The sequence below is a fragment of the Bacillus sp. LUNF1 genome (assembly GCF_011008975.1).
Taxonomy (GTDB): Bacteria; Bacillota; Bacilli; order Bacillales; family Bacillaceae; genus Bacillus; species Bacillus velezensis.
In genome coordinates, this window is the sequence record NZ_CP048876.1 from 1983615 (window position 1) to 2010573 (window position 26959).

Here is a 26959-nt window from a genome sequence, read left to right on the forward strand (position 1 = left end):
TCTCTAACATTTTTTAGAATATAGTATATATTCCTCACTTCATTTATTCATTTCTATAATCTTTATACCATGTAAAACGGTATGTATGCACACTGTAAACTGGTTCTTAAACACTATAATAAGGAATAAAATGTATAATTAATTGCACTTTTAAAAAGGTTTTGCCTTCTGAAAAGAAGTTTTACGTTTAAAAATGAAAAATCAGTGCCATGTAAAAAAAGGAAGTATATTGCCGTATTACTTTTTGAAAAGATTGATTCATAATCGCAATATAATGTTTTACAGACATCAAAAAAGCCGAATCCTCTAAGGATTCGGCCCTTCTTATTGATTTGCCAGCACGACTGCGATTTTGTCTTCAATGTCTTTTCCGTCATCTTCGTCAAGCAGCCCGTTTTGAAGCACGGAAAAAATAAGCGTATCTCCTGTTTTTGTGTCTGCATAGCCGGCAATCGAACTGACAGACGTTAATGACCCGGTTTTCGCTTTGATTTTGCCCTCCGCCGGGGTGCCCTTCAGCCGATTCCGGAGGGTTCCTCCCGTCATTCTGTCACTTGCGCCCGCGACAGGGAGCGAACGAAGGAAAGCCGGGTACCACTTTTCTTTCTGAACCGCATACAAAAGCTCTCCGATTTGGCCGGCGGATACGCCGTTAACATGAGAAACGCCGGATCCGTCTCTTGCAATCAATTCATCCGGATTCAGCCCGAACGATTTGAGCTCCGATTTCATCACGTCCGAGCCCTTTTCCCAGCTTCCCTCTCCTTTTTTCACTTTTCCCATTTCCTTGATCAGAATTTCGGCGTGCCCGTTGTTGCTCAGTTTCATAAACGGGATCAATAATTCTGAAAGAGGCATGGATGTCCGTGATGTGACAAGCTGGGTGCGGTGCGGCATTCGCCCTGTTCTGATTTTCCCTTTTACAGTTATACCCTGTTTAGTAAGCGCTTGTTTCCATAAATCTAAAGCATAGGACGACGGATCCCACACCGCCGCCCATTCTTTTGCCTGTGCCGAGCCGGCAGGTATAGTTCCCTTTATCGTAATCACATTGCCACCGTGCTCCCGTTCAACCGTCAATTCTTTCTTTTCATCAGAAGCGACGGTTTTCACTTCATTTTTCACACGAACGACGTCCGTATGGGGAGAAATCGAAATGCGCGGCTTTTTACCGGGCTGTTTTGCCGGGCTGATTTCCGCAATCACCGTTCCGGTATCATAATCCTCATTTGGGGAAGCGGTAAGAGCTGATACTTGCGCGCCATAATATTGGCCTTCATCGCTCCACGGAAGATCAACTGAATACCTGGTATCGTCATACCACGAGTCATCCCCGACCAGATCTCCTTTAATGACATGGATGCCTCTGGCTTTGACCTGTTTAGCCATCTTCTCAAAATCAGAAGCCAATAGGGTCGGATCGCCTTTTCCCCTGAGATAAAGGTTTCCGCGCAGCTGTTTTCCTTTCACGGCGCCGTCTGCCCGTACTTCTGTCTTAAAGGTGTAATCTTCTCCGAGAACGGAAAGCGCCGCAGATGCCGTCAGCAGCTTCATCAGTGATGCAGGCCTAAGCCGCATATCTTCCCGGCTGCCGAACAGCACCTCCCCTGTTTTTGCTGACCGGACACTGACGCCCGCTGAAGCTCCCTTTAAAGCAGGTTCTTCATCCAGAATGTGTTCCAGCTCTTTTTGCAAAGTATTTTTTTGTTCAGCCGCCTTAGCCGCATCATCAATATAAGGAACTGCGGCAATGATCAAAAGCAGAATCACCGCGCTCAAGCGTTTCACATATGTTTTCAATGTTATCCCGCCTCTTTCCTATTCTTCGTCATGCAAAATGGTGATCCTGGATGACGCAGCCGCTTCTTCGCCCGGTTTCAGAATCTGAAGCCCTGTCAGTGATGCAGGCTGATTCAGATTAAATGCATCTGTAACGGAAGTATAAGGCTCAAGACTGACAAACCCCTGCTTTCCGTCACCGTTATATACCACCCAATGCTTGAAAGACGTGTCTGCCTGATACAAAACGGATAATTTCTCATCCGGATGATAAATAACAGCTTCGTTATTGCCGCCGTTCCGTCCGGAAGAAAGAAAAACATCGTCAAACTGTTTATTTTTCAAAGACATCCCATGACGGAACGCTTCTTTATCAGGCACATCCAATAAACGGCCCGTCGGCACGAAACGTTCATTTAATTCCCACATGCGGTCAGCCGTCAAAAATAGACGGGATCGCTCTTCATTGAAAACAAAAGTTGAATGATAGCCGAGCCCCCAAGGAAAAGCCTCCGTTCCCTTGTTGATAATCAGCGCCCGCTGCGTAAACACATTGTCTTTTAATGTATAGGTCATCCGGACAATGACATCGTGCGGAAATTGTTTGTGAACACGGGGAATCTTTGAAAGATCAATTTCTGTTTCGACTTTCATTCCATCCCCCTCTTCTTTCGCTGCCGCCGCTTTCCAATGCTGATTGTGAAGAAAGCCGTGAATATGATTATGTTTATCCTCTTCGTTTATCTCAAATTGATACGCGCGGCCGTCAAAACGAAACGTCCCATCCGTAATCCGGTTCGGCGGGAATAAAACGGGAATGCCGTACAGCATCGGTTTTGCGCGGAATTGCTCCGCAGTTTCCGGTTCTCTAAGAAGCCGCATACCGGTTCTTTTATCCCGAAGCGATATGACATTTGATCCCCACTCCGGCACAATGATGCATTCAGCCTGATCAGTCTCCGCTTTAATGGCTGAAACCCCTAAATAAGTCGTATGTTCAATCGTCATAAGCACCTGCCCTTTCCTTGTTTTCTAGCATGTATAGGAATTCCATTTTCTAAACTCATTTTCCTTCTCTAAAAAAACATCGCCCGTATGAACTGAGCGATGTGCGGTAAAACCTTATTGAATCAGCCGGGTAATCTGTTTTTTCTTCCATACAAACCGGTAATATCCGTATTGCAGCAGCAGGCTGACGACAAAAGCCGCCGGATAACCGACCCAAATGCCTAGAATGCCGAGATTCGTATAATGAGAAAGAATAAAGGCCACAGGCACTTCAATTCCCCAAATCGCAAAAATGCTGATAATCGTCGGCCATAACACCGTACCGCTCGCCCGCATTGTTGCTGAAACAATCTGAGCGTGACCGAAAATCAGATAGCTCCAAAGGGTAATCATAATCAGATTGCGGGCAATGTGGAGTGTATCCTGATCTGTTAAAAACAAAGCCAGTATCTGCCGGGAGAAGGTATAAATCAGCACAATCAAAACCCCGCCGATCAAATAATTCAGGCCGATGCCGACTTTGATGACCTGCTTCAGCCGGCCGAATTGATTGGCGCCAATGGATTGGGCGGCAAAAATTGAAACGGCGATACCGAGGCTTACCGCCGGCATCTGCACATAACTCGCCACTTGGTTGACGACCCCGTAAGCAGCCGTCGCGTTTGATCCGTAATGATTGACAAATGAAATGACCGCAATTTCAGAAAGTGAAACGAGAATCATATTGATGCTCGACGGAATACCGAGACGGAGTAAAAGCGCAAGCAGCTTTTTGTCCATTTTAAGAGAACGGAGCGCAGTCCGGTCAAATGCCAATGGATGTTTCCTTTTCCGCAAATAAACCATGAGTACGATAAATGTCACGATGTTTGAAATTACGGTTGCATACGCCGAACCGTAAATGCCGAACTTCGGAAGTCCGAAAAGCCCGAGAATCAATAAGGGCAAAAGCCCGATGTTTATGACTGTACTGACGATTAACGTATAAAACGGAGTCTTTGAATCTCCCGTTCCGCGTAAAAATGTCGTATACGCAAAATATAAAAACATCAGCGGCATTGCGCAAAACAAAATGCGCGCATATCGGACACTGACATCTATTACGTTTTCCGGCGTTCCCATCAGCCGCAGAATATCAAGCGTAAACACACTGCCGACAACTGCCAGAACAACACCGATCATAAAGGTAAAAGTCAGTGTAGTGCCGACAATCGCCTTCATCCTCTCTTCGTTTTTCGCGCCGTAAGCCTGCCCGATCAGAATGGAACTTCCCGAACCGATTCCGATCGTAAAGGAGATCAGCAGAAAAAACAGCGGAAAAAAAGACGATACGGCGGCAAGCGCATCGACTCCGAGCCACCTTCCGACAAATACCATTCCGACCAATTGGCCGACAGATTGCAATACATTGCTTAAAAGCAGCGGCACTAAAAACAGTGACATCGATCGCCAGACAGACTGGCCGCGGCCTTCCGCTGTTTCTAAATGATCTTGTACTTCCATATGTAGGACTCCTTTTTTGATTTTCTTCCATTTTATTATTCAGCAGACAGCTTGTAAAAACCTTTTGTTCAATGAAACTCTTTATCTTTTTCTCACGTCTTACATGGAAATAAACCATAAAAATAAAAAGTCCGGAAAATATTTCTGAAAAGGTATTGTAATCTTACCGTAATTATTGTAACATTTGTAACATAAGAGAAAGAGATTGATTGAAGGAGAGATTATATCATGAAAAAATGGCTATTATTCCTCACTACTATTACATTGATTCTGTCATTGGGCACTGCGGCGACCGCAAAAAATGCACCTAATGACCTTACACAAAAACAAGCACTTCAGCTGGCCCTGTCAGCGAGAGAACATTTCTGGAACACAATGAGCGGCGGTGCTCTTAAATCAAACACAAATTGCACATCTGAACCGTTTGAATATCAAAATCTGCAATATGTATTTATGTGCAAAGACCTCGGAACAAAAGCGAAAGCCGTAAAATATCTGACACCCGCTTTTACAAAGCAAGCGATTGACAAAGGGTTCAAAGATTACCACTTCACTGTAAAAGACGGCAAATTGGCTGTTCCTGTCGGCGACGGAGATAACCTCCTGAATTGGAAAAAAGCAAAAATGACTCTTCTTTCTAAAAAAGGAAGCGCTCAAACATACCGCTTCACTGTACCGACTCTTGACGGTTCTCCGTCAGCAAAACGCGATGTAACATTCGTAAAAGAAAACAACGTTTGGAAAGTCAATCAATTTGATGCTGTCATATAAGAAAAAGCCCGCTTGCTTACAGCGGGCTTTTTTCACATCATTTCCACCAGGTTCTCACAAAATATTCAACTCAAAACCCCCTTGTATAACAAGGGGGTTTTGTTTTACCGACATTATTAAGCTGCGCCTATCTCATACAAAAAACGCTCTAGGAGAGATTCGAACTCCCGACCTGCAGTTTAGGAAACTGCTGCACTATCCGCTGTGCTACTAGAGCCTGCTTCTATTATAGTAACGCTGGCGGCCGTTTTTTTCAAGTCTACAGCCCTCCGAACACTTTATAGGCGGCTCTCGTCGTATCTTCATCTATTCCGATATAACGCATTGTAATAGACGGAGAAGAATGATTCAAAATCCTCTGCAGTTCAGCAATGTCTTTTGTCCTCTGATAAAAATGATACCCGAACGTCTTTCTAAGCGTATGCGTCCCGATTTCCTCCAACCCGCAAGCGGCAGCCGCTTCCTTTAATATTCTGTATGCCTGAATCCGGGATATGGGCTTATTCGTACGTTTCGATTTAAACAAATAGTCATCCTCTTTCATGTCTTTTGTATAAGCGTATATGTCGGCCTTTAAAGACTCCAGTATCAGAATTTTTCTTTTCTTTCTCGTTTTGCTTTCGGTTGCCCACACATGATCTTTGTTCCTGACATCCCTCACGCGAAGCGGCAGAACATCAGAAATCCGCAGTGCGCTGTTCATGCCGAAAATAAATAAAAAATAATCACGATCACTTTTCTTCATTAAATACTGTTTGACTTCCTGGATCTTCTCCAAACTTCGGATCGGCTGTACGATATGCATTAAAAAACCCCTTATAATTGGTAAAGTAACATATTGAGAGTTATGTTACTATTATAGCCGAAACCCGTTGAATGATAAAGGGTAAAGGGTCTTATGTAACATAATATACATAGTGTTACATAAGGTGAATCAGATACACAGTTTCAACAAATTACTCAAAAACATCATTTTCAGACCGATGACAAGCTTTTAAACAAATCGATACTTTAGGTATTAAAAAATGAAAACAACAGCCTTAAAATGAAATCTGAGCATCCGTTTTTTTGTGAGCAACCGAAAAAATGCAAAAAAAAGACACAATATGAAATTGTGTCCTAGTCTTCATCTTTTACATCAATGTCTTCAGGAAGCGGCTCATTTAAAAACTCTTGAATCATTTCCTTATATTTTTCCAGCTGTTCGAGATGGGTTTGAAATTGTTCCTTGTTGATTAAATATTGCTGTCCGTCATGGACGGCCCTTATTTTATTCGTCAAAACAAGATTGTGCACATATTCTTCAGGAAGACTGGTAAACTCAGCTGTCTCTTTGATCGTTAAATACATGGCTCACGTTCCTTTCATATGTCATGTGAGTGAATTCTGTTTTGTTTATTGTAGCTTATTTTTTGTCTTTATGCTTGTTTCACAGCTTTTTCAGTCCGGTTTCCCATTTAGCCTATTTGCGACTGATTACATTCACACAGAAACCCCAACTTTTTGCACACCGGACTATTCCGTTTGTCACTTGTGAAAACAGCACATTTTACTTACTCTATAATTGTAAGCGGAAAACAAAGGAGGCAGACTATGAAAAAGAAAAAGTTTATGAATCTCTGTTTTATCGTTCTGCTCAGTACTTTGCTCGCGGCCGGAAGCATCCCTTATCACGCTCAGGCTAAGAAACACCCGTTTTCCTATGACGACTACAAACAGGTAGATGTCGGCAAAGACGGCATGGTTGCCACCGCCCATCCTCTCGCTTCACAAATCGGTGCCGACGTGCTGAAAAAAGGCGGCAATGCAGTTGACGCCGCGGTTGCCATTCAATTCGCATTAAACGTAACTGAACCTATGATGTCGGGAATCGGCGGCGGCGGATTTATGATGGTTTATGATGCGAAGACGAAAGACACCACCATTATCGACAGCCGGGAACGCGCACCGGCAGGCGCAACGCCGGATATGTTCCTTGACGAAAACGGCAAAGCCATTCCTTTCTCCGAACGCGTTACGAAAGGGACTGCAGTCGGTGTTCCGGGAACATTAAAAGGACTTGAAAAAGCGCTCGACAAATGGGGCACACGCTCCATGAAACAACTCATCACCCCTTCCATTAAACTTGCCTCAAAAGGCTTTCCGATTGATTCGGTTTTAGCTGATGCCATCTCAGATTATAAAGACAAATTATCACACACTGCTGCAAAAGACGTGTTTCTTCCGGACGGAGAACCTCTGAAAGAAGGAGACACACTCATCCAAAAAGACTTAGCCAAAACATTTACAGCTATTAAGTACAAAGGCACAAAAGCATTCTATGACGGTGCATTCTCCAAAAAGCTTGCGGAAACAGTGCAGGAATTCGGCGGCTCAATGACAGAAAAAGACATTAAAAACTTCAATGTGACAATTGACGAACCGATCTGGGGAGATTACCAGGGCTATCATATCGCAACTGCTCCTCCTCCAAGCTCGGGCGGTGTTTTCCTGTTGCAAATGCTGAACCTCTTGGATGATTTTAAGCTTTCTCAATATGATATCCGTTCTTGGCAAAAATATCAGCTTCTCGCAGAAACGATGCATTTGGCTTATGCTGACCGCGCCGCATTTGCCGGGGACCCAGAATTCGTCAACGTCCCTCTCAAAGGTCTCTTGAATCCAGATTATATCAATGCCCGCAGACAGCTGATAGATATTGATAAAGTCAATAAAAAACCGAAAGCCGGCGATCCTTGGGCCTATCAGGAAGGTTCTGCAAACTATAAACAAGTGGAGCAGCCGACTGACAAACAAGAAGGCCAAACGACTCACTTCACGGTAACTGATCGCTTCGGCAATGTCGTATCTTATACGACAACAATTGAACAGCTGTTCGGTTCCGGCATTATGGTTCCCGGATACGGCGTTGTGTTGAATAATGAGTTAACAGACTTCGATGCGGTGCCTGGCGGCGCAAATGAAGTGCAGCCGAATAAACGTCCGCTCAGCAGCATGACTCCGACTATTTTATTCAAAAATAACGAACCCGTCCTGACTGTCGGCTCCCCCGGCGGAGCAACGATTATTTCTTCCGTCCTGCAAACGATCCTGAACAAAGTTGAGTATGGCATGGATCTGAAAGCGGCGGTCGAAGAGCCGAGAATTTACACAAACAGCATGACATCCTATCGATATGAAAAAGGAGTGCCGGAAGAAGCCCGCACAAAACTGAACGAAATGGGGCATAAATTCGGCAGCAGCCCGGTTGATATCGGGAATGTGCAAAGCATCCTGATCGACCGTGAAAACGGCACCTTCACCGGAGTTGCCGACTCAAGCCGAAACGGAGCCGCAATCGGCGTAAACTTGAAAAAATAACTAGACAAAAAGCCTCGTTTCTCAAGCTGAGAAATGAGGCTTTTGTTTATTCTGCACTGTATTCAGTTGAGGTTTTTTCAGACGTTAATGACGCAAGCGAAAGCACGCCGCACATCGCGATGACAACACCCGCTGATCCGATCCATGTCACTGACGCAAGAGACAGATGAGTGACAACAATGCCCCCGATGCCCGCCCCGGCTGCCATAGCCAGCTGCATCACAGACTGGTTGAGGCCAAGTAATACACCCGATGATTCAGGCTCCATCGTTGCCAAATGATACTGCTGAGCAGGTCCTGATGACCAGGCGGCGAAGGACCAAAAAATAAGCACTGCCGCCGCTCCAAAAGCAGAATGTGTCACAAACGGCAATAACATGAGCATGATAGCATGAAGCGCCATTCCGCCGGTTAATGTCATACGCGCCCCCCATTTGTCTGCGCTGAAACCGCCTGCTTTAGAACCGGCAAGACTTGCAATACCGAAAATAAGCAGCAATGTACTCAGTATTCCGCTGCCGATATGAGTGACGTTCAGTAAATACGGAGAAAGGTACGTATACGCAACCGAATAGCCTCCGAGCCAAAAAAACGTAATGGCCAGCCCGACAGCCACCTTTCGTTTCTTCAAAAGAGAAAATTGCTGAATGAGCGGCACCGGTTTATCTCCTTTTATCTCAGGCAACGCGAAACGTATAATAAGCATGGCAATGATCCCGATTGCCGCAATTCCGGCGAAAACCACTTTCCAGCCGAAAGCTTCAGACACAGTTCTTCCCATCGGAACACCGATAATGAGCGCCGCCGTAAACCCCATAATGACGGTTGCGAGAGAACTTGCCTGTTTTCCCGGGGGAGCGATTTTTGCTGCGATCGTAAGCGCGGTGACCACCACGGTTCCTGCTCCAAGCGCCATAATCACCCGTGCTCCCGCAAATAAGCCGAATCCCTGCACAAGGAAAGAAATGATATTCCCGATAACAAACAGCCCCAGAGCATAGATCATGAGCTTCCTTCTGTCCAGTTTTGCTGTAAGGGCCATCATGACAGGCGTTCCGATTGCATAAACAAGCGAAAAAATCGTAATCAGCTGCCCTGCCGCTGCCACAGTAACTCCCAAGGAACCTGCAATTTTATCAAGCATCCCTGATATCACATATTCAGACGTCCCCACTAAAAAACTGATAATTGCCAAAATGTAAATCTTCCAGGTATTTTGCACCTGACACACTCCTTCATTGATGATTTATATAAAGATATATTGTGATATATCGATATAAAGAGTTGAACAAACAGAAACAAATCGCAATATGTCGATGTGTAGTCGGAAAAAGAAACTGAATCCCTCTTCTAAAGGATTCAGCCCTACATTTCGCGCTGAAAATAATCGGCCATCGCCTTTATCGCGTCTTCATCTCTTTTATAATAGGTGTATTTGCCAATCCGTTTTGTTTGGATAAGGCCCGCCCGCTGAAGGATGGAAAGATATTGAGACGCCGTTGACTGTGTCATCTGAAGCTTATCGGTGATCTGGCTGACACACACTCCGATCTCATTCATATCAATGCCATCATGCGGTGCGAAGTGACGGTCCGGCTCTTTCAGCCATTGTAAAATCTCAAGCCGTGACTCATTAGACAACGCTTTAAAAACATCAATAGGTTTCATACGCTTTATTATATCGTGATTTTACGATATGTCAATGTTGTTTTTATTAAATCTCTATTTTTTGTTTTGCCTCTCTTATGATCCGGGAAATAAAATCACTCACATTCTCTTCAAATGTGTCTTCCCGCCCGTATTGCCGTACATGTACAGATTGATGGCGGCACTCTTGATCCCCCACAACCGCAATATACGGTATTTTTTTCATTTGTGCTTCTCTGATTTTATAGCCGAGTTTTTCATCGCGCTGATCGAGCTCAGCCCGGATACCCGCTTTCTTCATTTGCAGGTGCACCTGTTCTGCGCAGTCCCGGTGTGCGGTGTTTGATACTGGGATGATTTTTGCCTGTACCGGTGCAAGCCATAAAGGGAACGCTCCCCCGAAATGTTCTGTAATGATTCCGAGAAATCTGTCGAGAGATCCGAATACCGCCCGGTGAATGACAACAGGACGGACTTTTTGGTTTTTTTCATCAATATATGTTAAATCAAATTTTTCCGGCATTTGAAAATCCAGTTGGACAGTGGCGCATTGATGGCTCCGGTTCAGCGCATCTTTTATATGAATATCAATTTTCGGTCCATAAAATGCACCATCTCCCCGATTAAACCGAAAACGATATCCCTGTTCTTTTAATACTTTTTCTAATGCGCTCTCAGCCCTGTCGCACAAGTGTTCGCTTCCCATGTAATCTTCCGGTCTTGTTGACAGCTCAATATCATAGGAAAAACCAAATGCGGTGTACACCTCGTGAATCAGCTGCAGCGCCGAAGCGATCTCACTCTCGATCTGATCCTGCGTTACAAAAATGTGTGCGTCATCCTGGCAAAAAGATCTGACGCGGAGCAGGCCATTAAGCCCCCCGCTGAATTCGTGACGGTGCACCTGACCGAACTCAGCCATCCGAATCGGAAGATCACGATAAGAACGAAGCTTTTCTTTAAATATGAGCATGTGGCCGGGGCAGTTCATCGGCTTTAACGCGAAGCGCTGATGATCAGCTTCTGAGAAATACATATTCTCTTTATAATGATCCCAGTGGCCGGATTGCTCCCAAAGACGCTGGTTCATCATCATAGGGGTGCGCACTTCCTGATAATCATAGTCATCCTGCTTTGAACGCAGAAATGATTCAAGCGTGTTTCGGATAAACTGACCGTTCGCCAGATAAAAAGGCATACCCGGCGCTTCTTCCGAAAACATAAAAAGTTGTAACTCCGCTCCCAATTTCCGATGATTTCTCATCTCCGCCTCTTTCAACACCTGAAAATGTCTGTTCAGCCCCTTTTCTGAGGAAAATGCTTTTCCATAGATGCGCTGGAGCATTTTTTGGTTGCTGTCGCCGCGCCAATAAGCCCCTGATACATGAGTGAGCGAAAAAGCTTTTATCTGTCCGGCAGACGCCAAGTGCGGACCCCGGCATAAATCAATGAATTCGCTCTGGCGGTATATACTGATTGTATCAGTCTGCGAAATACCCGCTAAGAGCTCAAGCTTCAGCGGTTCATGAGCAAACAGCTGCTCTGCCTCTTCTCTGGAGATTTCTTCTCTGATAATTTCCGGATTTTCCGAAATGATTCGGTTCATCTCTTTTTCAATGACTGCCAGGTCTTTTTCAGTAATTGTTTCATCCATATCAAAATCATAATAAAAGCCATTGTCAATAACGGGTCCGATCCCTAAACAAACCTTCGGATACAGACGTTTTACCGCTTGCGCCAATACGTGTGCTGCTGTGTGTCTCATCACTTCCAGTCCCGCTTCAGACTGAAAACTGCACAGTTCAATCGCCGCATCCTTATGAATGCTTCTTCTAAGGTCATATAACGATCCGTTTACCTTTCCGGCGGCAGACGTCTTTTTCAGACTCGGACTGATTGATTGAGCGATCTCTTCTAACGTAACGCCTTTCCGGTATTTTTTTTGTTTTCCATCAGGAAAAGTAATCACAATGTGTGGCTTCTTCACGGTCTGATCTCTCCTTTATTTTTAATAAAATAAAAAACACACTCATCCCAAAGCAAGGGACGAGTGTGTGTCAGACCCGCGGTTCCACCCAAATTCCCGCCACTTCAAGTGACGGCTCATTTTTGCCGTAACGCGGCTATACGGTATCGGCTGCTTTCGTTCACCGATACAGCTCAAAAGGCGGTAAGCTCATTCTTCGTGCCGGGAAGGTCTCAGCCGCGCCCTCCCTCTCTGTATGGCCGGTTAAAATGTCTCATGTCCTTATCATTGCCATTTTTCTTATATAAACATAAAAACACACTCATCCCAAAAGAAGGGACGAGTGTGTGTCAGACCCGCGGTTCCACCCAAATTCCCGCCACTTCAAGTGACGGCTCATTTTTGCCGTAACGCGGCTATACGGTATCGGCTGCTTTCGTTCACCAATACAGCTCAAAAGGCGGTAAGCTCATTCTTCGTGCCGGGAAGGTCTCAGCCGTGCCTTCCCTCTCTGTATGGCCGGTTAAAATGTCTCATGTCCTTATCATTGCAGATACTTTATCCGAAAAACTTTCTTTTATTATACATAAATTTTCCGAAAAAGAAAGTTTTTTTAAGAAAAACCAGAACGAAAAAAATTGGCGTACACAGCTGTCCTGTTTTCTCATCTTCCGTTCGGTAATGCTTTTAATCCATTTAGCAGTTCTTCAAACGCCGATGTCAAAAATAAATCACTCCGGTAGATGAATGATATATTCATATCCCGAAACTGTTCAGGAAGCTCATGAAGAAAAAGATTTTTCCTGTTTTGAAAATAACGGACGGCTGATGCAGGCAGAAAGGAAACCCCCATCCCCGCCTGCACCGCCCCAATAATGGCTTCCAACGTACCGAATTCAATGATTTTATGTGCGGGCATTGCCTCTTCTTTCAGTATGTTTTTTATTTTGCGGCGGTGCGAACAGCCCGCGGCAAAATACAGAATCGGATCTCGCAACAAGTCTTGCAAACTGCCTTCCCGCTTATTTGAAACCAAGACCAATTCTTCTTGAAATACAGCGACTTGCTCAAGATCTTCGTATTCGACCGGACCATAAACAAAAGCGCCGTCCAGCTCATAATGTAAGACGCGCTGCACTAAGGTATGTGTATCACCCGTTGACAGAGACAGCTGTACTTTCGGGTAACGGCTGTAATAGTCTGTGAAAAATTGAGGGAGATGGACGGCTGCCGCCGTTTCAAGAGAACCGATTCGAAGCGGGCCGTTCGGATCGCCTGCCTCTTGCGCCGTTTTTTGCGCCTCATGCAGCAATTGAAGGATTCTGTCTGCGTCTTTCAATAAGTTTTCACCTGCGGGCGTCAGCGTCATCCCCCGATTTGTGCGGTAAAAAAGCTGTGTTTGCAATTGCCGTTCCAGCTGCTGAATCCGGTTTGTCACATTTGATTGAACATAATGCAGGCTTTCTGCCGCCTTTGAAATACTTCCTTTGCGGGCGACAGCCTGAAAAATCTTTAAGTCTCCGCTTTCCATGTAAGGGCACCTTCTTGCTATGATTTTTATTGATAGCCGGCTATCAATTTTCATTTATTTACTGCAGCTGATACAGCCTGTAAAATCTTTCTCATCAATCATAAAGGAGAGAAGAATAATGAATGCCCTTATCATACACGAAAATGGCTTTGATTTCAGGCAGGCACCTGACAAAAGGCCAGGAAACGGCGAAGTAAAAATCAAGCTGAAAACAGCCGGATTAAACCATCGTGATTTGTTTTTAATGAAAAACCACGAAACCGGAAACCATGAATTTACTCTCGGTTCAGACGGCGCGGGGATCGTAACCGAAATAGGACACGGCGTCCGGTCTCATTTACTGCATGCAGAAGTCATCATCAACCCGGTGCTGAATTGGAAGACTGTTGAGGACGTACCAGCCGTCCCTGATATTTTAGGCGGTCCGAGCGACGGAACATTTTCACCTTATGTCATCGTTCCTGCGGAAAACGCCGTTTTAAAACCCGAACACCTGACTTGGGAGGAAGCGGGCGTGCTGCCGTTATCAGCATTAACCGCTTATCGCGCCTTATTTACAAAAGGACAATTAAAAAAAGGCGAACACCTTATCCTTCCGGGCATCGGAAGCGGCGTGGCAACTTACGCCTTATTAATGGCAAAAGCTATCGGAGCGACAGTCAGCGTCACCTCCCGCAGTGAAAACAAAAAACAAACCGCACTGTCATACGGTGCAGACCGGGCGATTGACAGCTACGGTGATTGGAATGAGGCACTGAATGGCGAAAAAGCAGATATCATACTTGACGGTGTAGGCCCCGCCTTGTTTCAACACTATCTTGACATTATTAAACCGAATGGCCGGATCGTAACATTCGGCGCCAGTTCAGGCGATCAGCTCGGATTTCCTATTCGCTCGCTGTTTTTTCCGCAGATTCATATTCTCGGTACATCAATGGGAAGCAATGAGGAATTCGCGGATATGCTGGAATTGATAAACCGCTGCGGCATCCGTCCCATTATCGACCGCATGTACCCTCTCAGTGAAGCAGCTGCCGCTTTTAACAGAATGCGGGAAGGACGGCAGTTCGGCAATATCGGCTTTCGTATAGATGTCTAAAAAAGGAGGAGCGGACCCGTCCGTTCCCTTATTTGTTTATAAGCGTTTCTGCTTGAAATTCAATATGTTTTTCTTCATCAATTAAAATCTGCCCGCAAATCGACTGCAGACACACAGAGCCCGTCAGCAGCACCGTGATCGACTGCTCAAGGCTTGCAAATCGTCTCAGTCTGCGGGAGAAAACAATCTCTCCACTCTGATAAACAAAATTCCATATGTTATCTTCCTTTCCACGTTATCCTTATATACTCATTTCAATACGAAAAACCGGCTGATCCCAGCCGGTTTTATAAATAAACCCCTTTATTTACGGTAAAACAGTGCTCCCCATTAAATAACTGTCGACTTCGCGCGCTGCTTCCCGGCCTTCATTAATCGCCCATACAATCAGGCTTTGGCCCCTTCTCGCATCCCCTGCGGCGAAAACACCGTCAACATTCGTTTTATAATCCCCATATGCCGCCTGAATTTTATGATTTGCCGAATCGACACCGAACTGTTTCAATAATGGCTGTTCTGTCCCTTCAAAACCGATGGCGATGAACACCAGCTGAGCAGGCCATACTTTTTCTGTCCCGGGCAGTTCATGAAATTCATACTTTCCGAATTCGTTTCTGACTTTTTCCATTTGAATGGTGTGAATCTCTTGTAAGCGGCCCTGCTTATCGGCCACCATTTTTGTCGTCTGAATTGAATATTCTCTCGGGTCTTTGCCGAACTTTGCCTGCGCTTCTTCATAGGCGTATTCAAGGGTAAAGACGTGCGGCTGTTCAGGCCACATATTGTCGTTCGTGCGCGTCTGAGGAAGTTTAGGATGTTTCCCGAACTGGTGCACACTGCGCGCTTTTTGGCGCAGCGCGGTTGCCACGCAGTCAGCTCCTGTGTCTCCTCCGCCGATCACGATGACGTCTTTCCCTTTAGCGTCTATAAATTGTTTGTCTTTGAAGTTGGAATCTAAATAGCTTTTCGTCGCCAGTGTTAAATAGTCCATCGCATAATGGACGCCTTTTGCTTCCCGGCCTTCAATCAGCAGATTGCGCTGCTTTTGGGCGCCTGTGCACAAAATGACGGCATCAAATTGTTCTTTCAGCTCATCAGCTGTTATGTCAACGCCGATTTCGGTATTTGTTACAAAATCTATACCTTCCTGCGTCAAAAGCTTAATACGGCGTTCGACGACATTTTTCTCAAGCTTCATGCTCGGAATGCCGTACATCAGCAGGCCGCCGGCTCTGTCGGCACGCTCATAGACTGTTACGGAATGACCGGCTTGATTCAGCTGATCAGCGCTTGCCAGACCTGCCGGGCCTGAACCGACGACAGCGACTTTTTTACCTGTGCGTTTCGCGGGAATTCTCGGCTGAATCCATCCGTTCTCAAAACCTTTGTCAATGATCGTCCGCTCGATGTTTTTAATTGAAACAGCCGGATCTGAAATAGCCAGCGTACAAGATCCTTCACAAGGAGCGGGACAGACCCGCCCTGTGAATTCAGGAAAGTTATTCGTTTTCAGAAGGCGCTCCAAGGCTTCTTTCCAGCGCCCCCGATAGACGAGGTCATTCCACTCCGGTATCAGATTATAAATCGGGCAGCCGGACGTAAAACCGTTGATATCAGCGCCGATTTGGCAAAACGGTGTGCCGCAATCCATACACCGCGCCCCCTGCCGCTTTGACGCTTCATCTGAAAATGGAGCCGAATACTCTTTCCAATCCTTTAAGCGAGTGAGAGGGTCCCGCTCAGCCGGTTTTTCTCGTTTTTCTTCCATGAATCCAGTTGGTTTCCCCATGTTCCTCTCCCCTTTCTTACTGTACTACCGCTTGTTTTTGATCTTTGGCAGGCGTTTGGTGAACCTTTGTATTGGCTTCAAAAGCATACATAATTGCGTCTTCTTCTGATAAACCCGCCGCTTTTTGTTCTTCGATGCTGAGGAGCATTTGTTTATAGTTTTTCGGAATGACTTTGATAAAGGTTTCTGCGGCTTTTTCCCAATTGTCCAGGAGATCTGCGGCTTTTTTGCTGTTTGTCAGCGCTGCATGCCGTTTGACCATTTCTTGTACTTCTTTGATCTCCGCCTCATCCGTCAGCTTTTCAAATGAAATCATTTCCATATTGCATTTGCGTTTAAATGCTTTGGCATCATCACTCAGGACGTATGCGATACCGCCTGACATTCCCGCCCCGAAGTTTTTGCCGACTTCGCCGAGGACGACAACCCGGCCGCCTGTCATGTATTCACAGCCGTGGTCTCCGATACCTTCTACAACGACATTGACTCCGCTGTTACGGACTGCAAAACGTTCACCGGCGCGCCCGTTAATGTACGCTTCCCCGCTTGTTGCTCCGTAAAATGCGACGTTCCCGATAATAACGTTATCGTGAGTTTCACAATTGAAGTCATCAGGCGCTTTCACGATGATTTTTCCGCCTGAAAGCCCTTTGCCTACGTAGTCATTTGAATCCCCGTTCAAATGAAGCGTCATCCCCTTAGGAACAAATGCCCCGAAACTCTGTCCGGCTGATCCGGTAAAATGAAGTCTGATCGTATCATCCGGCAGGCCTTCCGCTCCGTAGCGTTTAGAAATTTCACTTCCCGTCACGGTTCCGGCTACGCGATTTGTATTATTAATCTTGATTTCAGCTTCCGCTTCCTGACCGGCTTCAATTGCAGCCTGCACCGCCGGAAGAATAACCGTCATATCAAGCGACTCGTCGATTTTATGGTTTTGCGCCGTACGGAAAGTGCGTACGCCTTCAGGCTGGTACAGCAGTGTGGATAAATCAAGCTGGCCCGCTTTCCAATGCGCTTTCGCACGTTCACTGACATGAAGAACGTCTGTCCGTCCGATCATTTCATCAAGCGTCTTAAAGCCTAACTCTGCCATATATTCACGCACTTCTTCTGCGACAAACAGCATGTAATTTACGATATGGTCAGGGTCGCCCATGAATTTTTTGCGGAGCTCCGGGTTTTGCGTCGCGACACCTACAGGACATGTATCTAAGTGGCAGGCGCGCATCATAACGCAGCCGAGAACGACAAGCGGCGCTGTAGCAAAGCCGAATTCCTCCGCACCGAGCAAGGCGGCCATTACGACATCTCGGCCTGTCATCAGCTTACCGTCCGTTTCCAATACCACGCGATCCCGTAAACCGTTTAGCATCAGCGTTTGGTGAGCCTCTGCAAGACCAAGCTCCCACGGAAGACCCGTATGTTTAATACTTGTTTTCGGCGACGCGCCCGTTCCGCCATCGTAGCCGCTGATGACGATGACATCCGCCGTGCCTTTTGCCACACCGGCCGCAATCGTGCCGACACCGGCTTTTGACACGAGCTTGACGCTGATACGCGCGCTTCGATTTGCATTTTTCAAATCATGAATCAGCTGCGCCAAGTCTTCAATTGAATAAATATCATGGTGAGGAGGCGGTGAGATCAGCCCTACACCTGGTGTAGAACCGCGGACATCCGCGACCCAAGGATATACTTTGTTGCCCGGAAGCTGACCGCCTTCTCCCGGCTTCGCCCCTTGCGCCATTTTGATCTGCAATTCATCCGCATTGACGAGATAATGGCTCTTTACGCCGAAACGGCCGGAAGCGATCTGTTTAATCGCACTTCTTCTGTCGTCGCCATTTTCATCCGGAACGAAACGTTTCGGGTCCTCGCCGCCTTCTCCGCTGTTGCTTTTTCCGCCAAGCCTGTTCATCGCTATCGCTAAAGCCTCATGGGCTTCCTTGCTTAATGAACCGAATGACATCGCTCCTGTTTTAAAACGTTTCACGATGGACGCAGCTGATTCAACTTCCTCTAATTTTAAAGGCTTGCGGTCTTCTTTGAAGGCGAACAGATTGCGTAAAAATCCGATTCGTTCTTCATCCGCTGCATGAGAATACTGCTTAAACAGGCTGTAATCATTCTTGCGGCACGCCCATTGCAGGGTATGGATGGTTTTCGGATTGAAAGCGTGGTGCTCTCCCCCGTTCCGCCATTGGAATTCACTTCCCGGATCAAGAGTTTGGCTGTAATCATCCTTGTACGCCGCTTGATGGCGCTGTTTCGCTTCTTGCGCAATCGTTTCGATATCGATTCCGCCAAGCTGAGATGCAGTACCGGTAAAGTATTTGGCGATAACGTCTTCACCGATGCCGACCGCTTCAAAAATTTGGGCGCCCCTGTAACTTTGCACAGTTGAAATCCCCATTTTTGACATCACTTTCACGACGCCTTCTGTTACGCTCTTTCCGTATTTGCTGACAGCTTCTTCATACGGAATATCAAGCCGGCCTTCATCGATTTCCTGCTTATACGTAGCGTAAGTCAAATACGGATTGACAGCATCGGCACCATACCCGATGAGAGCCGCAAAGTGATGAACTTCACGCGCTTCCCCGGATTCAACGATAATGCTTGCTTTTGTTCGCAGGCCTTGGCGGATCAAATGCTGATGCATCGCACTGACGGCCAAGAGCGGCGGAATCGGCGTCAATTCCTTACTCATTGCCCTGTCAGATAAAATTAACAGAGATACGCCTTCCTTGATCGCTTTTTCCGCCTGCTGAAACAAATCCTTCAGGCCTTTTTCCAGGTCATCGGAAAACAGCGCGCGGATGTTCTGGCTCTTAATGTCAGGGTGCACAAGTGTTTTCAGCGCATAAAACTGTTCGTTTGATAATACAGGAGTATACAGTTTAATGCGGCGGGCATTTCTTTCACTTGGATGCAGCAGATCGCCTTCAGCTCCGAGCCATGTCACCGTGGAGGTCACAAGCTGCTCGCGGATCGCGTCAATCGGCGGGTTTGTGACTTGAGCAAACAGCTGTTTAAAGTAATGAAACAGTGATTGGGCGCGATCGGATAAAACGGCGAGCGGCGAATCATTTCCCATAGAGCCGAGCGGGTCCTTGCCTTCTTTAATAACAGGAATTAAATACTTCTGGATATCTTCATACGTATAGCCAAACGCTTTTTGACGGACGAGAAGATCATCGAATTGTTCCTCTTCCCGGATTTCCGGGTCAGGATTCACTTGAACCAATTCTTCTTCAAGCCATTTTTGATACGGGAATTCATTGGCGATTTCTGTTTTTACTTCTTCATCTGAAATAATCCGGCCTTCCTCTAAGTCAATGAGCAGCATTTTTCCGGGCTTCAGACGTTTTTTATGAAGAATGTTCTCCTGCTCAACTTCAATAACGCCGGCCTCGGATGAGAAAATAATATGGTCATCTTTTGTCACATAGTAACGTGCCGGACGCAGGCCGTTACGGTCAAGGATGGCGCCGATCTGTTTTCCGTCCGTAAACGAAATGGCGGTCGGCCCGTCCCACGGCTCCATTAAAGAGCTGTGATATTCATAAAAAGCCCGTTTCTCTTTAGACATGTGAGTGTTTTCCGTCCATGGTTCCGGAATCAGCATCATTGCCGTATGTGCCGGTTTCCGCCCCGCCATCACGAAAAATTCAAACGCATTATCAAGAATGGATGAGTCACTGCCCTCAGCATTTAAAATCGGCAGCACTTTGTGAAGATCGTCTCCGAAGCTTTCTGAAACGAACTGCTGCTCCCTCGCTCTCATCCAATTGATGTTGCCCCGGAGCGTATTGATTTCTCCGTTATGGATCAGATAGCGGTTCGGATGGGCACGTTCCCAAGTAGGAAAGGTATTTGTGCTGAATCTTGAATGCACGAGTGAAAATGCAGATACGAAGGTTTCATCCTGCAAATCCAAATAAAAAGCGTCAACTTGCTCAGGCGTTAACAACCCTTTATAAACAATAGTCTGGCTTGACAAGCTTGCGAAGTAAAAATCAAGCTGTTCTTGAAAGCCCCAATTTTCCGCCTGCTTCCGGATGACATACAGTTTGCGTTCAAAAGCAAGGCTGTCTTTCAAATCGTTTGCGGCGCCGATGAATACTTGACGCACATACGGGCAAGTGCTTTGTGCCACTGTTCCGATTTTTCCGACATTTACAGGGACGGTTCTCCAGCCAAGAACGATCTGTCCTTCCTGCTCAATGAATGTATTCACCTGTTTTTCGATCTTTTTTCTTTCCTCTTCATTTTGCGAGAAAAAGACCATTCCTACCCCGTAACGGCCTTTTTCCGGCAGTCTCATTTCTCCGCACTCTTTCTTAAAAAAAGCATCAGGGATCTGAACCATCAGGCCGGCGCCGTCACCCGTATTCGGATCACTGCCCTGTCCTCCTCTGTGATCCAGCTGGCAAAGCATCTTCAGTCCTTTTTTGACAATGTCATGTGAAGGTTTCCCTTTTAAATGGGCATACAAGCCGATTCCGCATGCATCGTGCTCAAATTCCGGACGGTAGAGACCTTGTGCTTTCGGCATTTGATTGTAAGTCATAATTCCTCTCCCCCGATCAGTTTCCGTTAATTATCGGTCATAAAATCTGACAACTTTAAATTAATTGTAAGTTTTCAAAACAATATAAACAATATATAATTTAGATCAAATACATCTCAAAATGAGATAGATAGGTGTGAACACAATGGAATTACGCCAGCTTCGGTATTTTATGGAAGTAGCAGAACGGGAACATGTGTCAGAAGCGGCTGATCATCTGCATGTCGCACAATCCGCCATCAGCAGGCAGATTGCAAATCTTGAAGAAGAGCTGAAAGTCACTTTATTTGAACGGGAAGGCAGAAATATTAAATTAACGCCGATCGGCAAACAATTTTTAGAACATGTTAAAACAGCGATGAAAGCAATTGATTACGCGAAGGAACAAATTGATGAATACCTTGATCCGAATCGCGGAACCGTCAAAATAGGATTTCCGACGAGCCTTGCAAGCCAGCTTTTGCCGACGGTGATTTCGGCATTTAAAGAGGAATACCCGAACGTTGAGTTTTTGCTCCGCCAGGGGTCTTATAAGTTTTTAATTGAAGCCGTAAGAAACAGGGATATAGATGCGGCGCTGCTCGGCCCCGTTCCGACGGAATTCCCCGACATAACAGGCAATATCTTATTCACGGAAAAGATTTACGCGCTTGTTCCGCTGCACCACCCGCTTGCCAAACAGAAAAATATTCATTTAATTGATCTGCGCGGCGACCAATTTGTTTTATTTCCTGAAGGGTTTATTCTCCGTAACATGGCGATTGACGCTTGCAGACAGGCCGGCTTTGCGCCGCTTGTATCGACGGAAGGCGAGGATTTAGATGCCATTAAAGGATTAGTCTCCGCGGGGATGGGAGTTACTTTATTACCTGAAAGCACCTTTGCAGAAACCACACCCCGGTTCACGGTCAAAATTCCGATTGAATTTCCTCAAGTGAAGCGTACCGTAGGTATTATTAAACCAAAAGGAAGGGAACTGGCTCCGTCTGCAAATGATTTCTATCATTTCGTCATTCAATTTTTCTCCAAACTTGAACAATATCAATAAAAAACAAACCCGAGCTTCAAAACGAAGCCTCGGGCTTTTTCATATTTTTATAGATCTTTCTCAGCCGATCGGAATGGATAGTTCAACGTGGCAGACAAACGCTTCCGGATCAATGACTGATTGATCGGTCTGTTTATGCGGCGTTTCTTTAAAAGTCTTCAGCTGGGCTGAGGAATAGTTGACGATGCCGAGTCCGAGCTCTTCTCCCTGCTGATCAAGCAGCCTGACAACCGCTCCGCTGCTGAATCTGCCCTTAATCTGCTCGATGTCCTGCGGTGACAGCTCCATATTTCCGTTCGCGACATCGCGGCTGCTTTCTTTTTCCATCACAATTTCGCCTTCGGGGCCGGAATTAAATGCAAGCCATTGTTCTTTGTGGTTTAACGGCAGGGTTCCTTCCGCTTCAAAATAAGTTCCTTCAGCCTTCTCATCTACCGCTTGAAGCAGAATGTCCGGAATGTTGGCCTGCCCGAGAAAGCCTTTAATACCGGAGGCCATCACAATTTTAAAAGCATCCAGTTTCGAACGCATTCCGCCGGTTCCCATTTCACTCCCGGCATCTCCCGCGCTTGCTTCTATTTCCGGAGTGATGTCACTTACATGTCTGATTCTTTTCGCTTTCGGGTTGCTGCGCGGATTATCATCATATAAACCGTCAATGTCTGATAAAATCACAAGCATGTCGGCATCAATTAAACCTGCCACCTTCGCTGCGAGTGTATCGTTATCTCCGAATTTCAGCCGATTGACTGTGACCGTGTCATTTTCATTAATAATTGGAATAATGCCCCGTTCCAAAAGGACGTTCATCGTATTGCGCACATTATGGTAGCGGTATTCATCGGAAAAGTCGCTTCTTGTAATTAAAATTTGTGATGCGACATAACCGTGCGCTAAAAACAGCTTTGAATAAGCCTCCATTAATAATCCCTGCCCGATGGAAGCGGAAGCCTGTTTTTCAGGGAGGCTTTCCGGTTTCTGAATAAATCCGAGCTTCCGATAACCTGCCGCCACTGCGCCGGAAGATACTAAAATCACTTCATAGCCGCTGTCTTTCAGCTGTGCGATTTGATCCACCAATGCTTCCAGCTTTCTTCTGCTGATTTCCCCGTGCAGGCTCGTCAGTGAGCTGCTGCCGATTTTCACCGCGACTCTTTTGATCTTCGTCCGAGACGTCACTGTATCACTCCTGTTTTTTAACGATTATAGTGCTGCCGTTTTTTCAATTGTTTTGCTGATCTCAATAGAACGTTCGGTCGCGTGTTTAATGGCTTTGGCAATGGCTTCTCCGCCGCCTTCTGACCTGAGCGCATCGAGGCCGGCTTCCGTCGTGCCGTTTGGAGAGGTGATGTTTTCCCGAAGCACATCCGGTTTTTCACCCGTTTCCATCAGCATTTTAGCTGCGCCCAATAACGTTTGCGCGCCGATTTTGCGGGACAGCCGTTTGTCTAAGCCGGCTTCTTCACCTGCTTTTTCAATAAACTCCATTAAATAATAAAAGTACGCCGGTCCGCTGCCTGCAATGCCGGTGAAAATGTCCATCTGATCTTCCTTGATCACGTACACTTCCCCGAGGCATTCCAAAAGGGATACCGCGGTTTTTGCTGAACCGTAAGAGACATGGTCTCCGAAAGCCGCAGCTGTTGCCGATTCGCCGATCATGCTGGATGTGTTCGGCATCACTCTTACAACAGGCTGACGATCATGTAATGATTGTTGTATAAATGAGGTTGTTATGCCTGCCAGAACAGACAGGATAATTTGATGAGGTTGAATACGCCGTTTCAGCGTAGCCAGAGCGATTTCGGCATCCTTCGGCTTCATGGCTAAAATAAAGACATCAATATCTTCGGTTTTCATGCTGTCAAAAGCAATGCCCTGAATTCCGTACTGATGTTCCAATTCAGCGAGTCGCTCTGTATTGCGGCGGTTTGTCACGCAGATGTTTTGGTTGGGAATTTTTTTTGCGCGGACCATGCCTGATATCATTCCTTCAGCCATTGATCCTGCTCCGATAAAAGCAACTTTCTTTTGATCTAAGATCGGTAACATCTCCCTTGTTCGTATTTTGTTCGTATTTTTCACACGTTTTTTATGTTACCACTTCAAGAGTCGATGTCAAGTTTGAAGGTTCTATTGATATGTATTGTTCCGAGCCTGCTATTATGTATAATGAATCACAGAACATACCTTACAAACCTTTTGAGCCCGGGAGGCCGGCTGCGTTCCGGCCGGATTTAAAAATTATCTGAAATGGCTTTTTCAATCAGCTTTTTGCAGCGGTCAAGCTCTGTCTTCAGCTGTTTTTTGTAAAGCTTCGCAGCTTCATAGTCTTTAAATTGATAGAGAACGACTTCCTGGAGTTTGGCTCCCTCTTTTTTCACTTTTACTTGCTTTAAAATCCCGTCATCCAAAAGTTCGTGAAGCGAACGGTATACCTCGGTATGATTCGGCTTAAAACCGATGGGTTTAAATTCCGAGCGGAGCACCTCGAGAAGCTTCAGTCCGTAAAGCCGTTCCTGCTCTGTCATTGTAATCATGTAAAGCTTTAAAAAAGCTCTTTGTTTCACTAAAAAACCGGTTGAACTTCTTTTTTCTTCTTTCAATATGTGCACACCCTTCCTTCTAACAAATTATTCCATGTACTAAATATTCTCTTTATATCCCGTTTTCCCTTTTATCGTTCGGACAGTTTGGTTTGTATAGATTTGTTTTTTGGAGGCGGGGAAAATAATCTTAATGAACATTTGGTACATAGTTTATTTAGTTTAATTATAGCTGATAGCAGTTTCTTTTTCACTCTTTTTTCTGCAAAAACGGATTTTTATGCCTATTTATTCGGGTTTGCGGGAACAAAAAAGACCCGTCGTGAAGACAGGTCCCCTTTTGTTTAAGGATTAGTTGACCACAAACCGGCAGTTTTGATGAAAATGCGCGGATGTAATTTCAATTGAGCAACCATATATTCTGCAAGATCCTCAGGCTGCATGACTTTTTCCGGATTGCCGTCTGTCAGATTTAATTCAATAGACATGTCGCTGGCAACCGTGCTCGGAGTCATTGCGCTGACACGGATATTGTGTTTTCTGACTTCCTGCATGAGAGATTCAGTCAGACCGAGAACGGCAAATTTAGAAGCGCTGTACGCACTTGTCGCCGCGGCGCCTCTTTGGCCCGCCGTAGAAGAAATATTAATGATATCTCCTGATTTTCTCTCAATCATTTCAGGAAGAACGGCGCGTGTCACGTGGTATACACCCATTACATTAACTTGTATGATGTCTTCCCACTCTTCAGGCGTAAGATCCAAAAATCCGCCGAATTTGCTGATTCCGGCATTGTTAATCAAGATGTCAATCTCACCGAGTTCTTCTTTAATAGAGGAGACGGCTTGTTCAACCTCTTTTTGGTTTTTTACATCGGCAGCAGCGAATGATGCCTTTACACCAAGGGCTTTCACTTCTTCCGCAACCTTTTCGACATTTGCTTCTGTGCGGCCGATTAAACCGATATTGACTCCTTCTTTGGCTAAAGCGATAGCGGCGGCGCGGCCGATTCCTCTGCCCGCACCCGTGATAAGAGCCGTTTTGTTTTGTAAGCTTTCCACGTCTTTCACCCTTTCTGAATGTCCTTATGTACGATTTCACATTATAAGCAGAAAAAAAACAATTAGCAAATAAAATGATTCAACACGATCCGTAAAGGGTATCAACTGAAAAAAAGGAGTGAAAAGCAGATGATCATCATTTTGTATATCAGTGCTGCCGTTGCGGCTGCCGCATTCATTTATGCAGGCGTATCCGCCGTGCGTTTTAAAAGAAACACAGCGCCTGATATAAAGAAGATTAACACCACAGCAGCGTCCATGCAGACGTCCGTTGATGAAATCAAAACAGAAACCGTTCTGTTATCGCAAAAGCAAAAAGAACTGCAGGAAGATTTTCTCACTAAAAAAACAGCCGTGCAAACGACGGCGGCCGAAGTTAAAGGAACGCCTCACGCCTTAAAAATGCTCTGGAACGCCGGTAAAAGTGATGTATGAGCCTGCATGTCATCCGACGTTTTTGATGACACTAAGAGAAACTGGCGGATTCAAGGAGGCATAACATGATTTGCGATCGTGAGCGGCTTGCGCATTTTTTGCAGCAGCTTAAAGCACTATCATATTCGGGAGGGTTTACAAAATCGGATTTGCTGACTCCGGCTTTCCATTTAGCCAAGGACGGAGATCTGGATTTGTATTATTCGCCTCATAATGAATATATTAACCCTCATGCAGTCGTTGCCATTTCCGGAATCACACCCGGTTTTTTTCAAATGCAGCTGGCTTACAAAAAAGCGGCACAGCTTTTAAAAGATGGCGAAACGCTTGAAACGATAGCGTATGAAACAAAAGAAGCGGCCGGACTTTCCGGTTCAATGAGACAGAACATCATCGAAATGCTTAATGAATGCGGTCTGCCGGCCGCGCTTCACGTTGAGGATTCATCCCGGTTATTTGATTCAAAACGGGAGCTTCTTCATACAACGTCCGTTATCAAACACCCTGTTTTTTATAAACAGAAAAACTATACGGGACATCGGCCGGCAATCAGCAGATCAGCTCTTCTCAGCCGTTACGCGCTGAAATGTTTTCCGGATGAAATAGAAATGATGGAAAAGGACATTCTGCTTATCCCTCTCGGCAAAGCAGCAGAATCAGCCTGCCGCATGCTGAAGAAGAACGGCAGAATGAGTCATGCGGTCATTCTGGAAGGTTTCCCGCATCCGTCCGGAGCAAACGGACATCGTTTCAAACAATTTCACAAAAACAAACAATCGTTACGTGAACAAATTCAGCGCTTTGCCGGGTTTCTTCAGCAGCTGTAAAAAAACGCCCCGA

At 45.8% G+C, this 26959-nt stretch carries 21 protein-coding genes, 1 tRNA gene and 1 other annotated feature; of the genes, 6 read left to right on the plus strand and 16 right to left on the minus strand.

Translation table 11 applies throughout. The features are described 5' to 3' along the window. Positions 1-324 precede the first annotated feature (324 nt). The 3 genes from dacB to G4O42_RS09370 all read right to left on the minus strand — a co-directional run bounded on the left by dacB (position 325) and on the right by G4O42_RS09370 (position 4290). Entirely contained in the window at positions 325-1800 is a 1476-nt protein-coding gene (gene dacB / locus G4O42_RS09360) for a D-alanyl-D-alanine carboxypeptidase/D-alanyl-D-alanine endopeptidase (protein WP_032873498.1), read from the minus strand. 18 nt (positions 1801-1818) lie between these two features. Next, complete coding sequence (locus G4O42_RS09365; RefSeq protein WP_032873517.1) at positions 1819-2787, minus strand: aldose 1-epimerase; 969 nt, start codon at positions 2785-2787, stop codon at positions 1819-1821. A gap of 114 nt (positions 2788-2901) precedes the next feature. Beyond that, positions 2902-4290: an MATE family efflux transporter gene (locus G4O42_RS09370; RefSeq protein WP_032873496.1), complete on the minus strand. Its 1389-nt coding sequence runs from the start codon at positions 4288-4290 to the stop codon at positions 2902-2904. Between the two features lie 228 nt (positions 4291-4518). On the opposite strand from G4O42_RS09370, the gene G4O42_RS09375 reads away from it, so the two are divergent. Continuing rightward, positions 4519-5061, plus strand: a complete 543-nt coding sequence (locus G4O42_RS09375) for an IseA DL-endopeptidase inhibitor family protein (protein ID WP_032873494.1) — start codon at positions 4519-4521, stop codon at positions 5059-5061. Positions 5062-5205: 144 nt separating this feature from the next. Here the strand turns inward: G4O42_RS09375 and G4O42_RS09380 are convergent. The 3 genes from G4O42_RS09380 to G4O42_RS09390 form a co-directional block, all read right to left on the minus strand. Then, positions 5206-5278 (minus strand) — tRNA-Arg (locus G4O42_RS09380). A gap of 42 nt (positions 5279-5320) precedes the next feature. Further along, entirely contained in the window at positions 5321-5866 is a 546-nt protein-coding gene (locus G4O42_RS09385) for a site-specific integrase (RefSeq protein ID WP_003153850.1), read from the minus strand. Between the two features lie 314 nt (positions 5867-6180). Next, positions 6181-6411, minus strand: coding sequence for an excisionase family DNA-binding protein (locus G4O42_RS09390; protein ID WP_003153848.1), 231 nt, complete (start codon positions 6409-6411; stop codon positions 6181-6183). Between the two features lie 243 nt (positions 6412-6654). On the opposite strand from G4O42_RS09390, the gene ggt reads away from it, so the two are divergent. Continuing rightward, positions 6655-8421 carry a gamma-glutamyltransferase gene (gene ggt / locus G4O42_RS09395; RefSeq protein WP_032873491.1) on the plus strand — a complete coding sequence of 589 codons (1767 nt, stop codon included), beginning with the start codon at positions 6655-6657 and terminating at the stop codon, positions 8419-8421. A gap of 46 nt (positions 8422-8467) precedes the next feature. Here the strand turns inward: ggt and G4O42_RS09400 are convergent, their stop codons facing one another. The 4 genes from G4O42_RS09400 to G4O42_RS09415 form a co-directional block, all read right to left on the minus strand. After that, positions 8468-9643 (minus strand): MFS transporter, encoded by a 1176-nt coding sequence (locus tag G4O42_RS09400; RefSeq protein WP_032873488.1) that lies wholly within the window; start codon positions 9641-9643, stop codon positions 8468-8470. A 143-nt stretch (positions 9644-9786) separates the two neighbouring features. Next, on the minus strand, positions 9787-10089 hold the full coding sequence (locus G4O42_RS09405; RefSeq protein WP_003153841.1) for an ArsR/SmtB family transcription factor: 303 nt from the start codon (positions 10087-10089) through the stop codon (positions 9787-9789). A gap of 46 nt (positions 10090-10135) precedes the next feature. After that, positions 10136-12055, minus strand: coding sequence for a threonine--tRNA ligase (gene thrS, locus G4O42_RS09410; protein WP_032873485.1), 1920 nt, complete (start codon positions 12053-12055; stop codon positions 10136-10138). A gap of 52 nt (positions 12056-12107) precedes the next feature. Continuing rightward, positions 12108-12332 (minus strand) — a binding site (T-box leader). 366 nt (positions 12333-12698) lie between these two features. After that, the gene (locus G4O42_RS09415; protein ID WP_032873482.1) at positions 12699-13565 is read right to left on the minus strand and encodes a LysR family transcriptional regulator; all 867 of its coding nucleotides are present in this window, start codon (positions 13563-13565) and stop codon (positions 12699-12701) included. Positions 13566-13683: 118 nt separating this feature from the next. Between G4O42_RS09415 and G4O42_RS09420 the strand changes: the two genes are divergently transcribed. Beyond that, positions 13684-14664 carry a zinc-binding dehydrogenase gene (locus G4O42_RS09420; protein ID WP_032873479.1) on the plus strand — a complete coding sequence of 327 codons (981 nt, stop codon included), beginning with the start codon at positions 13684-13686 and terminating at the stop codon, positions 14662-14664. A 307-nt stretch (positions 14665-14971) separates the two neighbouring features. On the opposite strand, the gene gltD is transcribed toward G4O42_RS09420, so the two are convergent. Further along, positions 14972-16453, minus strand: coding sequence for a glutamate synthase small subunit (gltD, locus tag G4O42_RS09425; protein ID WP_003153838.1), 1482 nt, complete (start codon positions 16451-16453; stop codon positions 14972-14974). Between the two features lie 16 nt (positions 16454-16469). Further along, positions 16470-21029 (minus strand): glutamate synthase large subunit, encoded by a 4560-nt coding sequence (gene gltB / locus G4O42_RS09430; RefSeq protein ID WP_032873476.1) that lies wholly within the window; start codon positions 21027-21029, stop codon positions 16470-16472. A gap of 145 nt (positions 21030-21174) precedes the next feature. Between gltB and gltC the strand changes: the two genes are divergently transcribed. Next, on the plus strand, positions 21175-22077 hold the full coding sequence (gene gltC, locus G4O42_RS09435; RefSeq protein WP_003153836.1) for a glutamate biosynthesis transcriptional regulator GltC: 903 nt from the start codon (positions 21175-21177) through the stop codon (positions 22075-22077). Positions 22078-22137: 60 nt separating this feature from the next. Here gltC and proB read toward each other — a convergent pair whose 3' ends face one another. The 4 genes from proB to G4O42_RS09455 all read right to left on the minus strand — a co-directional run bounded on the left by proB (position 22138) and on the right by G4O42_RS09455 (position 25684). After that, positions 22138-23256: a glutamate 5-kinase gene (proB, locus tag G4O42_RS09440; protein WP_032873473.1), complete on the minus strand. Its 1119-nt coding sequence runs from the start codon at positions 23254-23256 to the stop codon at positions 22138-22140. A gap of 24 nt (positions 23257-23280) precedes the next feature. Further along, entirely contained in the window at positions 23281-24129 is an 849-nt protein-coding gene (gene proC, locus G4O42_RS09445; protein ID WP_014418088.1) for a pyrroline-5-carboxylate reductase, read from the minus strand. Positions 24130-24314: 185 nt separating this feature from the next. Further along, entirely contained in the window at positions 24315-24683 is a 369-nt protein-coding gene (rtp, locus tag G4O42_RS09450; RefSeq protein WP_003153833.1) for a replication termination protein, read from the minus strand. Positions 24684-24967: 284 nt separating this feature from the next. Then, positions 24968-25684 (minus strand): 3-ketoacyl-ACP reductase, encoded by a 717-nt coding sequence (locus G4O42_RS09455; RefSeq protein ID WP_007407344.1) that lies wholly within the window; start codon positions 25682-25684, stop codon positions 24968-24970. Between the two features lie 129 nt (positions 25685-25813). On the opposite strand from G4O42_RS09455, the gene G4O42_RS09460 reads away from it, so the two are divergent. Together G4O42_RS09460 and G4O42_RS09465 are read left to right on the plus strand one after the other, a co-directional pair. Further along, on the plus strand, positions 25814-26119 hold the full coding sequence (locus G4O42_RS09460) for a DUF948 domain-containing protein (RefSeq protein ID WP_032873471.1): 306 nt from the start codon (positions 25814-25816) through the stop codon (positions 26117-26119). A 65-nt stretch (positions 26120-26184) separates the two neighbouring features. Beyond that, entirely contained in the window at positions 26185-26946 is a 762-nt protein-coding gene (locus G4O42_RS09465; protein ID WP_032873468.1) for a hypothetical protein, read from the plus strand. The last annotated feature ends 13 nt before the right edge of the window (positions 26947-26959 follow it).